This window comes from Pseudomonas persica, from assembly GCF_900291015.1.
Classification (GTDB): Bacteria; Pseudomonadota; Gammaproteobacteria; order Pseudomonadales; family Pseudomonadaceae; genus Aquipseudomonas.
Window position 1 is genome coordinate 20,637 of the sequence record NZ_OLKL01000027.1, and the last position, 11,696, is coordinate 32,332.

The following is an 11,696-nucleotide window of genomic DNA, read 5'->3' on the forward strand; positions in this document are numbered from 1 at the left end:
TAGCTCGATAACCAAGGCGCGCCTGCGGGTCGATGCAGGCGTCGTCATCAAGTAAAGGTATCCGTTATGAACAGCACTATTGTGCGCCTTGTTTCCAGTCGGCTGGCTGTAGGCGTGCTTACGCTGCTAATCGTGTCGCTGGTGGTGTTCTTTCTCACCAGCCTGCTGCCGGGTGACGCAGTCCAGGAACAGCTGGGCCAGGACGCAACGCCTGAAGCGGTGGCGGCGATGCGTACGTTGTTGGGCCTGGACCAACCTGTGTACTTGAGGTACGTACACTGGCTTGGCGGCTTGATCACTGGCAATCCGGGTGTGTCTTTGGTCAATGGCATGGCGGTCGACGAAATGATCGCGAGCCGTCTGCCCAACACTCTGCGCCTGGCATCGATCGCTGCGTTGGTCTCGGTGCCGCTGGCGCTGACGATAGGCATCTTGTCAGCGATGTACCGTGGCTCAGTTTTTGACCGTTACAGCAACATGCTGGCGGTCTTCGCCGTGTCCGTGCCGGAGTTTCTGATCGCCACTGTCGCGGTACTGATTTTCGCCGTCAAGCTGGGCTGGCTGTCGGCGCTGTCGCGTGATGTCCAGGTCGAGTCCTTCGGCGAACTGGTGCGCGTCTATGCGATGCCGGTGCTAACGCTGTGCTGTGTATTGGTGGCGCAGATGGCACGCATGACACGGGCGGCGCTGATCGACCAGTTAAGCAGCCCTTATGTCGAAATGGCCGTGCTCAAAGGCGCTCGACCGATACGCGTGGTGTTGCGCCATGCACTACCCAACGCAATCGGACCGATCGCTAACGCCATCGCACTGAGCCTGTCCTACCTGCTGGGGGGTGTGGTCATCGTCGAGTCGATCTTCAACTATCCGGGTATAGCGACCCTTATGGTAAACGGTGTGGTCACTCGTGACATGCCGCTGGTTCAGGCGTGCGTAATGCTGTTCTGCCTGGGTTTTCTGGTGCTGGTACTGCTGGCTGACCTCTGTGCAATTCTGTCCAACCCGAGGCTGCGCAAATGAAACTTGACATGACTCCATCAAAGCCGGGCACGGGAAATGGCTTCAAGCAGGATGGTCCAAAGCAGACCGTTGCACTTCCTCATCGTCGCCGGCTCAGACTGACGCTGGGCGGCTTGATCGGCCTACTGATCGTTAGCTTTTGGGCGCTGATGGCCATCGCCGGTCCGCTGCTGGCTCCCTACGATGCCAACGCGATGCCCAGTGAAGGCTTCTTTGGCCCGCTCAGTCGGCAGTTTCCGTTGGGCACCGACTACCTGGGGCGGGACATCCTCAGCCGGTTGTTGCACGGCGCGCCCTACACCATCGGTGTGGCGTTGGCGGCGACCGTGCTTGCCTGCACGGCGGGTGTCGTGCTTGGGCTGGTGGCGGCTGCTTCTGGTGGCTGGATCGATGCCCTCATAAGCCGTACCGAAGATGCATTGATCTCAATCCCGAACAAAATTTTCGCGCTGTTGATGGTGGCCTCGTTCGGCTCCTCCGTACCGCTGTTGTTGTTGATGGCAGCGTTCGCCTACATGCCGGGCTCTTTCCGCATTGCACGTGCAGTTGCGGTGAACGTGATGACGATGGACTTCGTCCGGGTCGCTCGTACCCGAGGTGAGGGCATGCCCTACATCATTTTCATCGAGGTGCTGCCGAACATGCTGCGTCCGGTGCTGACCGATTTTGGCCTGCGCTTTGTCTACGTGGTGCTACTGCTGAGCGCGATGAGCTTCCTCGGGCTGGGCATACAACCGCCTGATGCTGACTGGGGCTCACTGGTACGAGAAAACATCCAGGGCTTGGAGGAGGGGGCTCCGGCTGTATTGGTACCGGCACTTGCCATCGCCACCCTGACCATGGGGGTTAACCTGCTTATCGACAGCTTCGGTGGGCGCTCCAAGCGTGGGACGGAGAAGTGAAATGAACGAGATCGTCAGGGTAAGTGGCCTGCGCGTGGCCGCCCGAAATGAAGAGGGTATCGAGGTTCCGATCGTACATGGTGCCGATTTCAGCCTGAACAAAGGCGAAGTCATGGCGCTGATCGGCGAGTCCGGTTCCGGCAAAAGCACCATCGCGCTGTCCTTGATGGGCTATGCCCGCAGTGGGTGCAGCATCGTAGGTGGCTCGGTACGTATCGGCGAGGTCGATGTGCTCAAACTGTCGAATGCCGAGCTGGCGAAGTTGCGCGGGCGTACCGTGGCTTACATAGCACAGAGTGCAGCAGCAGCATTCAATCCGTCCAAGAGCATCATGGAACAGGTCATTGAAAGCGCGTTGATCCACGGCACACTGTCACGGCACGAGGCGCAGGCCAAGGCCGTCGAGTTGTTCCGCGCACTGGCGCTGCCGGACCCTGAAGGCATCGGGGCACGCTACCCGCATCAGGTTTCGGGTGGCCAGCTGCAACGGTTGATGGCCGCCATGGCACTGATTACCGATCCGGCATTGGTGATCCTTGATGAGCCGACCACGGCTTTGGACGTTACTACACAGATCGAAGTGCTGCGGGCGTTCAAGCGGGTGGTTCGTGAGCTCGGCACAACGGCCGTATACGTCTCGCACGACCTGGCGGTGGTGGCGCAGATGGCCGACCGTATCGTGGTGCTGCGCAATGGCCAGATCCAGGAGAACAGCAGTACCGAACAAATCCTCAAAGAACCGGAACATCCGTACACCCGTAGCCTGCTGTCGGCGATGAAGCCCTCGGCGAGCCACGACACGGCCCATCAGGACGCTCCCCCGTTGGACAAGGATCTGCTGCTCGACGTCCGGGGCCTGGAAATTTGCTATGGCGCCAAGAAGGTACTGCAGGATGTCGACCTGCAGGTCCGCAGGGGTGCAGCGGTCGGTGTAATCGGTGAGTCGGGGTCGGGGAAAACCACGCTGGCTCAGGCTATCGCCGGCTTGGCTGAGCCGACAGCCGGACGGATCCTGCTGGACGGCCAGCCGCTCAGCAAGACGTTGTCCGGCCGGACTCGAGAGCAATTCCGACGTATTCAATTCGTATTCCAGAATGCGGATACGGCGCTTAATCCACGACACACTATCGAGGATATCCTGAGCCGTCCGTTGCGCTTCTATCATGGCATGAAAGGCGCGCAGCGCCAGCGCCGAGTAGCTGAGTTGCTGGAGTTGGTGCAACTGCCGACAAGCATCGCACAACGCCGTCCTGGCGAGTTGTCCGGCGGGCAAAAACAGCGAGTGAACCTGGCGCGGGCCTTGGCTGCCGAGCCGGACCTGATCCTGTGTGACGAGGTAACCTCGGCGCTGGATACCGTGGTGGGGGCCGCGATTCTCGAATTGCTGCGTGACCTGCGGCGCGACTTGGGGGTTTCCTACCTCTTCATCAGCCACGACATCTCTACCGTCCGCGCGCTGTGTGACGACATCGTAGTGATGTATAGCGGCCACAAGGTCGAGGCAGGTAGCAATGAGTCGTTCGTCCAGGTGCCGTTCCATCCCTATACCGACCTGTTGATCAACTCGGTGCCGGAACTGCGCCAGGGTTGGTTAGAGGGCTGTCGAGCCTCACATGGCGATCTGCCACCGATCAGCACAGTCGACAAGACCGCACACTTGTGCCCGTTCCTCAACCGCTGCCCGATGCGCATCGACGGGCTTTGCAATCGCATCTCGCCGCCACGCCGCCAAATCGCCGGCGCTAGCGAAGTGCTTTGTCACCACGAAAGCGCTGAGCTGCTCACGGCACAGCAAGGCCCGAGCAGCCTGAAACTAGTGAGGACCCACGCATGAGTGCGCGTTTTGTACGCTTGGCCGAGCATGATCGGCCAACGGTCAGATTGATGGTCGATGGTAAGCCCATCGAGGCTTTGCAGGGCGACACGCTGATGGTCGCGCTGTTGGCCCGAGTGGCGGCGCTGCGGCAATCGGAGTTCGATTCGGGGCGTCGCGCCGGATTCTGTCTGATGGGCGCGTGCCAGGACTGCTGGGTCTGGACCCGCAGTGGCGAGCGCCTACGCGCCTGTTCCAGCGAAGTCCGAGAGGGCCTGGACATCATCACTAAGCAACCGGAGGCGCTATGGCCACTGCGCGGCTGAAGGATTTATCGAAAGACAGCATACGCGTGGTCATAGTCGGAGCCGGCCCGGCCGGCACACGCTGTGCCGAGACCTTGTTGGCAGCCGGTATCAAGCCGATTGTGCTGGATGAAAACCGTCGCGACGGCGGCCAGATTTACCGTCGTCAACCCGAGGGTTTTGGTCGCGACTACGCCACCCTATACGGTAGCGAGGCGGACAAGGCTAAGGCGTTGCACGATAGCTTCGACCGCTTGCGCGCGCAGATCGATTACCGGCCCGACACCCTGGTGTGGAGCCTAAGTCCGGGGCAGCTGTATTGCGTCAGCCAGGGCAAGCACACCACCGTCGATTATGATGCGCTAATCCTCTGCACGGGCGCAACCGACCGCTTGATGCCGGTAGCCGGCTGGCAGTTGGCCGGTTGCTATAGCCTGGGCGGTGCGCAGATCGCCCTAAAGGCGCAGGCGGTTGCCATCGGCCGCCGCGTGGTGTTCATGGGTAGCGGGCCACTGTTGTACCTGGTTGCCAGCCAATACCTCAAGGCCGGTGCCGAGGTGGCCGCCGTGCTCGATACTTCGCCACTGCGCAAGCGTCTATTCGCCTTGCCCAAGCTGCTGGCTCGACCAAGGATGTTGCTCACCGGCCTGCAGTTGCTGGCCAAACTCTTTGTGGCGGGAATTCCGGTGCGCCTGGGTGTCGAGCCGCAGCAACTAGTGGGCGACGCGAGCACAGGCGTCAGCGGCGTGCGTGTGCGCACCGCAGGCGGCGAAAGCCTGGAGATCGACTGCGATGCCGTCGCCCTCGGCTATCACCTGCGCCCGGAAACCCAGTTGGCCGACCTCGCCGGCTGCCGCATGCGTTTTCATGACCCCTCGCAACAGTGGGTGCTGGACACCGACGAAGAGGGGCGCACCTCGGTCGAGGGTGTGTATGCCGCCGGAGACGGTACGCGAATCCGCGGCGCCGACGCCGCCGAGCACGCAGGGCGCCTAGCCGCCATGGCGTTGTTGCAGGATCTGCGGCAACCGGTGAGCAGTAAGGCGCTGGACCAGCAGCGATGCGCCTTGGTGGTGATGGAACAGTTCAGCCGGGGCCTGTACCAAGCCTTTCCCTGGCCGGCGGCGCAAGCCGAGGCGCTGGCGGACGACGCGATTGTTTGCCGTTGCGAGATGATCACCGCCGGCGATCTGCGCGACGCGGTGCGCGAAAAGGGCGCCTGCGAGGTCAATCGTGCCAAGGCTTTCAGCCGGGTTGGCATGGGCCGCTGTCAGGGTCGCTACTGCTCGCAGGCCGGCGCCGAGGTGATCGCCGCAGCGGCTGGCATGACGGTCGAGCAGGTCGGCCGTCAGCGCGGCCAGGCGCCGGTCAAGCCGCTGTCGATGCTGGCCGAGGAAATCAAGTTGATTGATGAGGTAGCTCCGTGAGCGTTGAACAAACCGATGTACTGATCGTGGGCGGTGGCCTGATGGGCGCGGCTTCGGCATTTTTCCTGCGTCAGCGGGGGCGCTCGGTGGTGCTTCTGGAACGGGACATGATCGGCCAGTACGCCAGCGGAGTGAATTTTGGCAACGTGCGCCGCCAGGGTCGCTTCCTAGGCCAACTGGAGCTGGCCAACCGCTCCTTTGCGTTATGGAAGCGCCTGCCACAGCTGATCGACGACGATCTGGAGTTCGTTGCCAGCGGTCAGATGCGCGTGTGCTATCGCGAGGACGAGATAGCCGAGCTAGAGGCCTATGCGGCGGCTCCAGAAGCGCGGGAATTGGACCTGAAAGTCTATCGCGGCCGGGAGCTGCATGAGCGCTTTCCGTTCCTCGGCCCGGAGGTTAAGGGCGGTTCCTATGCGCCGCACGATGGCCACGCCAACCCGCGCCTCGCCGCACCGGCCTTTGCCCGCGCCGCGCGGCGCGCAGGCGCGCGCATCGAGGAACGTACCGAGGTGACGCATGTACAGAAGGTTGGCGGGCAGTTCCAGGTGGATACCGCCGATGGCCGCCGGTACCGCGCCGAGCAGTTGCTGATCACGGCCGGTGCCTGGGGCGAGAAGCTTTCCGTGCAATTCGGCGAGCCAGTGCCACTGATCGCCAAGGGGCCGCAGTTGTCGGTCACCGAGCCGGTGCCCTATGCGCTGAAAACGGTGATCGGCGTATACACCAAGCACCCCGAGGAAGTGCTGTACTTCCGCCAGATCCCTCGCGGCAATATCATCATCGGTGGCTGTCATCACACCCAGCCGGATATGCTCAACCGCCGCGCCAACTTCGATCCGCAGAGCGTTCTCAAACAGTTGCAGCAGATGCGCCGGCTTGCGCCACAAATGACCAACCTCAACATTATTCGAACCTGGAGTGGTATCGAGGGCTATGTTGCGGACTCCCTGCCGGTAATGGGGCCTAGCGGTCAGGTCGATGGCCTCTACTATGCATTCGGCTTCAGCGGCCACGGCTTCCAGCTTGGCCCTGGGGTTGGCGACGTGATGGCCGAACTGATGAGTACCGGTAGCACCAGTACCGCTATCAGTCCTTTTCACATCAGTCGCTTCGCTGGCATGGCCGAACCAAGGAGCAAGGCATCATGAGAGCGCGTGCGCTGGAAATCCTCAAGCGATTGATCGCTTTCGAGACTGTCTCCTCGGAATCGAACCTGGCGCTGATCGACTACGTGCGCAACTTGCTGGCGAGCAAGGGTATTGATTCGTTGATCGTCAAAGACGAGAGCGGGCGCAAGGCCAACCTGTTCGCCAGTGTTGGCCCACAAGATCGCCCGGGGGTTTTGCTGTCCGGGCATACGGACGTCGTACCTGCCGCTGGTCAGGCCTGGAGCGTGCCAGCGTTCCAGGTGACGCTGAAGGACGAGCGGATTTACGGTCGCGGCAGCTGCGATATGAAGGGTTTCATTGCGCTGGCGGTCGACGCCATGCTCGAGGCGGCTGACTGTTCGTTGAGCCGCCCGTTGCAACTGGCCCTGTCCCATGACGAGGAAATTGGGTGCGTTGGCGTGCGTCGCCTGCTCGATGTGCTGCACCTGGCGCCGTTGCGACCGATGCTGTGCATCGTCGGCGAGCCGACCAACATGCAGTTCGTTCTCGGACATAAGGGCAAAGGTTCCTACCGTGCTGTTTGCCGCGGACAGGAAGCCCACTCATCCTTGGCCCCGCGATCGGTCAATGCCATTCATGTGGCGTGCGACTTTATCGCCACGCTGCGTGAAGGCCAACGGCACCTGCAACAGTGCGGCGCGCACGACGCGGATTACGACGTACCTTACAGTACCGTGCATGTCGGGCAGATCACGGGGGGCAAAGCTCTGAATATCGTGCCGAACCTGTGCACGCTGGATTTCGAGGTGCGCAATCTACCGGCTGATGACCTCGATCAGTTCCTTGAGCAGATACGCGATCAGGCCGAGCAGATCGTTTGCGAGGCCAAACGCATGTCCGGCGCAGCCGATATCGAAATCCAGACCCTGAATGTGTACCCCGGCCTGGACACTCATCCCAGCGTAGAAGCTGTTCACTTTCTGAAGAACTTTGCGCCCGCAAATACTGGCACTGCAAAAGTCTCCTTCGGTACCGAGGGCGGGTTGTTCAGTCAGCGCCTGGATGTACCGGTGGTGGTGTGCGGACCGGGCTCCATCGAACAGGCGCACAAGCCCGATGAATTCGTCGCGTTAAGCCAAATGCGGGCGGGGGAACGTTTTCTCGACGGGCTGCGGGGCTCTTTGAAGCTATAGACTTAGCGTTTCTCTTGGCCTTTGCCAATTCGGGAGGGCCATTTTATGAGCGTGCCATATCAACCCTACACCCTTTTGATGCTCAGTCGAATGCTCGCTTGAGCAAAGCGTGCGTGTGTCCGCAAGAGGCAGGCGCGTTAACCGAGCCCCCCAAAAAACGGGACTCTCGCAAGTTCCCGACAATACACAGGGAGTCCGTCCATGAAAGCCCTTGAACGTCTTTCCTTCTCAACCAAGTTCGTCTTGCTCGGTCTATTAGTCATCATCCTGATTACCGTGCCGAGCACCTTGTACGTGCTTGGCGCGCTGCAAACGGGCCGTCAGGCCGACCGCGAAGTGCACGGGCTCGTACCGGTGCAGGCGCTTTTGCGGCTGGTCTCGCTCACCCAGCAACATCGTGATCTGGCAGCCGCCGTGCTCGCTGGCGCCAATGCCCTACAACCAACCCGGCAAGTCAAGCGAGCGGAGTTGCAGCGCGCCTTCGCTGCGAGCGAGTTGGCGTTGCAGGTGGCCGAGGTGAAACCGGAGCTTTCGACAGCTTGGCGTCAGGTGCGCGAACAATGGCAAACACTTTCCGATCAGGTCGATCAAGGCACTATCAACGCCCGGCAGAGCCTGCAAATGCATTCGCAACTGATCGCCTCCATCTTGTTGGTCGAGGATGCGTTGGTCGACCATTTCGAACTGACGCTGGATCCGGTGCTGGAAAGCCACTCGTTGATGTACGCCGTGCTGATCGAGTTGCCGCAAACCGCCGAGCTGTTCGGTCAGTTGCGCGGTTTGGGTGGCATGTATCTGGCGCAGGAACGAATAATGCCCGAACAACAAGGCGCCGTGATGGGGCTGACCGCCCAAGCTTTGGCCAGTCTAGACAGGATGAGCCGGGCCTTCACCAAGGCTACGGCCACAGATCCAGGGCTTGCATCGAAGCTGGACGCGCCGCTGGCGGCGCTGCGCCCGCAGATCGAAAAGGTCTTAGCACTGACCGACAAGCAACTGGTTGCAGCCGTCGAAATGGACATTTCCGCCGAGGGCGGTTACGGCGTGAAGTTGGATTACCCTGTCGCAGATTACCTGGCCGCATACGATCGGCCGATCAGTGCGCTGCGGGCACTTGAAGAAACTGCCTTGACGCATCTCGGTGAGGCGCTGACGGCGAGGTGTGACAACTATCGACAAGGCACCCTGTGGATCTCCGTTGGTTTGCTGGCGCTGCTTTTACTTGGAGGCACCTTGGCTATCTTGATCGTGCTGCGTTTGCTCGAACAGTTGGCTATCGCCATGGCAGCAGCCGAACGGATCGCCAGGGGCGACTTGACTCAGGCGCTTGATGTCAGTGGCATGGATGAAGCGGCACGCCTGCTGCAGGCATTGCAGTACATGCAAACGGACCTGCGAGGTACCGTTGCTCAGGTGGTGAGTTCCGCCCAACAGCTGGGCTCGACTTCCGACATATTGAGTGCTGTTACCGAAGATGCCAGCCGCGGACTGCAACGGCAGAGCGAGGAACTCGACCAGGCCGTTACAGCCGTGACCGAGTTGACCTGCGCCATCGAAGAGGTAGCACGCAATGCTGCTTTGGCCGCGCAGGTATCGCAGGTTGCCGATCAACGGGCTCGGCAGGGCGAAGACAGCGTCACCCGGACTGTCGTCGCTATCGAGTCGCTGACCGGTGATATGGCGCTGACCGCTGATGCGTTGCAGAACCTGGCAGGGCAGATAGGTGATATCGGCTCCGTGCTCGATGTGATTCGTGGCATTGCCGAGCAAACCAACCTGCTGGCATTGAATGCCGCGATCGAGGCGGCCCGTGCGGGAGAAAGTGGCCGCGGCTTCGCAGTGGTGGCCGATGAGGTGCGGGCTCTGGCTCAAAGGACGCAGGCTTCCACCCGAGAAATCGAAAGCATCATCGGCTCGGTACAGCAAGGCAGCCGAGGAGCCCTGAGCTCGATGCACAGCAGCAATGACAAAACTTGCGCCACTCTAGGCCTCGCGCGTGAAGCGGGTAACGCACTCAATGCCATCGTCGAGGCTATCGGTCAGATCAACGAACGCAATTCGAGTATTGCCAGCGCCACCGAGGAGCAGTCCCAGGTCGCCCGTGAAGTGGACAGTAATCTTTTGAATATCCGCGATGTTTGCGCACGTACCTCGGCAGGCGCCAATCAGACCCAGGTTTCCAGCCAGGAGCTTGCCAGTCTGGCCAGCGAGCTGAGCGGAAGGGTGAGGCATTTCAATGTCTGACCCCGGGTTTGCATACGCCGGGCTGCGCGCTCGGGGTGTCAGAGTCGATCGGCTTGATGTTCATACCAACCTCGATATGCCGTCGGTAGAGCCTGCTGCCGTTGGCTGATAATCAGCAGCCAACACTGCTGATGCGATGCTTTCAGCATCCTGGCCTGTAGCGCCTGAATAAACTGAAGGCTGTCTCGGAACAGGACTCGATCATGCTCAAGAATCGTTTGCAAGACCCCAGCCTGCTGGTAGAACTGGCGTACATAGACGGCCAGTGGGTGGCGGCTGATAACGCTGCCACTCTGGATATCCTCGATCCTGCCACGGGCGAGTGCTTGGCCCAGGTTCCTGCCATGCAAGGCGCACAAACCCGTCTCGCCATCGAAGCTGCCGATCGCGCCTGGCCGGCCTGGCGGGCTCGGCCGGCTGCGGAGCGCGCGGTTCTGCTGGAGCGCTGGTATCAAGCCATGCTCGACAATCTCGACGACTTGGCGTTGATCATGACCTGCGAGCAAGGCAAACCGCTCAACGAAGCCAAGGGCGAGATCCGTTATGGCGCTAGCTTCGTCAAATGGTTCGCTGAGGAAGCACGGCGCGTTTACGGCGAGACCATTCCTGCCCCGAGCGGTGACCGACGCCTGCTCACTCTGAAGCAACCGGTCGGCGTCTGTGCCGCTATCACTCCGTGGAACTTCCCCAACGCGATGATCACTCGCAAATGTGCACCGGCCCTTGCGGCCGGTTGTCCGGTCATCGTCAAGCCTTCGGAGCTGACGCCACTCTCGGCACTGGCGTTGGCAGTGCTGGCCGAGCGAGTCGGGATACCGGCGGGAGTGTTCAACGTCGTGACCGGCTTGCCGAAGGGCATTGGCGAAGAACTCACCAGCAACCCGACAGTGCGCAAGATTTCCTTCACTGGCTCGACTGCCGTGGGGAGCTTGCTGATGCGTCAGAGTGCCGAACAGATCAAGCGCCTGAGCCTGGAGCTGGGCGGCAACGCTCCCTTCGTCGTGTTCGACGATGCGGATCTGGAGCAGGCGGTGACCGGCATCATGCAAAGCAAATTCCGTAACGCCGGGCAGACTTGCGTCTGCGCCAACCGGATTCTGGTACAGGACGGGATCTACGAGCGTTTCGCTCAGCGCCTGGTGGAGGAGGTGGGCAAGCTCAAGGTCGGCAATGGCCTGGAGGCCGACGTGACCATAGGCCCGTTGATCAATGCAGCAGCTGTAAGCAAGGTCGCCCGGCATATCGACGATGCCCTGGGCAATGGTGCACGTCTGCTCTGTGGCGCAATTCCCACAGGGGACGATCAATTCGTCCAGCCGACGGTGCTCGCCGATGCTCATGCCGGGATGTTGCTGGCTAACGAAGAAACCTTCGGTCCGGTCGCACCACTGATGCGCTTCAGCACTGAAGAAGAGGCGCTGACCCTTGCCAATGCCACACCCTATGGCCTGGGTGCCTATTTCTTCACCCAGGACCTGCGTCGCTCGTGGCGCTTCGGCGAAGCACTGGAGTTCGGCATGATCGGTCTTAATACCGGGCTGATCTCCATGGAAGTAGCTCCATTTGGTGGTGTCAAGCAGTCCGGTCTTGGCCGTGAAGGCTCCAAGTATGGTCTGGACGAGTACCTGGAAGTCAAAGCATTCCATATCGGTGGACTGTAGGACGACTTGTTTGTACAGG

The 11,696-nt window shown here is 61.0% G+C and carries 9 protein-coding genes and 1 pseudogene; all 10 read left to right on the plus strand.

Annotated features, from left to right (window positions below; genetic code table 11):
- Nucleotides 1–66 precede the first annotated feature (66 nt).
- The 10 genes and pseudogenes from FQ664_RS13110 (at nucleotide 67) to FQ664_RS13150 (ending at nucleotide 11,677) form a co-directional block, all read left to right on the plus strand.
- The gene (locus FQ664_RS13110) at nucleotides 67–1,020 is read left to right on the plus strand and encodes an ABC transporter permease (protein ID WP_144172291.1); all 954 of its coding nucleotides are present in this window, start codon (nucleotides 67–69) and stop codon (nucleotides 1,018–1,020) included.
- Nucleotides 1,017–1,922: an ABC transporter permease gene (locus FQ664_RS13115; RefSeq protein WP_218570405.1), complete on the plus strand. Its 906-nt coding sequence runs from the start codon at nucleotides 1,017–1,019 to the stop codon at nucleotides 1,920–1,922. Before FQ664_RS13110 ends, FQ664_RS13115 begins: the two co-directional genes overlap by 4 nt.
- A 1-nt stretch (nucleotide 1,923) precedes the next feature.
- A complete protein-coding gene (locus tag FQ664_RS13120) occupies nucleotides 1,924–3,756 on the plus strand; it encodes an ABC transporter ATP-binding protein (RefSeq protein ID WP_144172293.1) in 1,833 nt (610 codons plus the stop codon).
- Nucleotides 3,753–4,061 carry a (2Fe-2S)-binding protein gene (locus tag FQ664_RS13125; protein ID WP_144172295.1) on the plus strand — a complete coding sequence of 103 codons (309 nt, stop codon included), beginning with the start codon at nucleotides 3,753–3,755 and terminating at the stop codon, nucleotides 4,059–4,061. Before FQ664_RS13120 ends, FQ664_RS13125 begins: the two co-directional genes overlap by 4 nt.
- Nucleotides 4,043–5,467 carry an FAD/NAD(P)-dependent oxidoreductase gene (locus FQ664_RS13130; RefSeq protein WP_144172297.1) on the plus strand — a complete coding sequence of 475 codons (1,425 nt, stop codon included), beginning with the start codon at nucleotides 4,043–4,045 and terminating at the stop codon, nucleotides 5,465–5,467. Before FQ664_RS13125 ends, FQ664_RS13130 begins: the two co-directional genes overlap by 19 nt.
- Complete coding sequence (locus tag FQ664_RS13135) at nucleotides 5,464–6,618, plus strand: NAD(P)/FAD-dependent oxidoreductase (protein WP_144172299.1); 1,155 nt, start codon at nucleotides 5,464–5,466, stop codon at nucleotides 6,616–6,618. Before FQ664_RS13130 ends, FQ664_RS13135 begins: the two co-directional genes overlap by 4 nt.
- The gene (gene argE / locus FQ664_RS13140; RefSeq protein WP_144172301.1) at nucleotides 6,615–7,772 is read left to right on the plus strand and encodes an acetylornithine deacetylase; all 1,158 of its coding nucleotides are present in this window, start codon (nucleotides 6,615–6,617) and stop codon (nucleotides 7,770–7,772) included. The genes FQ664_RS13135 and argE overlap by 4 nt, the downstream gene beginning before the upstream one ends.
- A 1,014-nt stretch (nucleotides 7,773–8,786) precedes the next feature.
- Nucleotides 8,787–9,158: pseudogene (locus tag FQ664_RS28260) on the plus strand (HAMP domain-containing protein); the annotation flags it as partial.
- Nucleotides 9,153–10,016, plus strand: coding sequence for a methyl-accepting chemotaxis protein (locus FQ664_RS28265; RefSeq protein WP_409295512.1), 864 nt, complete (start codon nucleotides 9,153–9,155; stop codon nucleotides 10,014–10,016). The pseudogene FQ664_RS28260 and the gene FQ664_RS28265, both read left to right, overlap by 6 nt.
- Nucleotides 10,017–10,219: 203 nt before the next feature.
- Entirely contained in the window at nucleotides 10,220–11,677 is a 1,458-nt protein-coding gene (locus FQ664_RS13150) for an NAD-dependent succinate-semialdehyde dehydrogenase (protein WP_144172305.1), read from the plus strand.
- Nucleotides 11,678–11,696 lie beyond the last annotated feature (19 nt).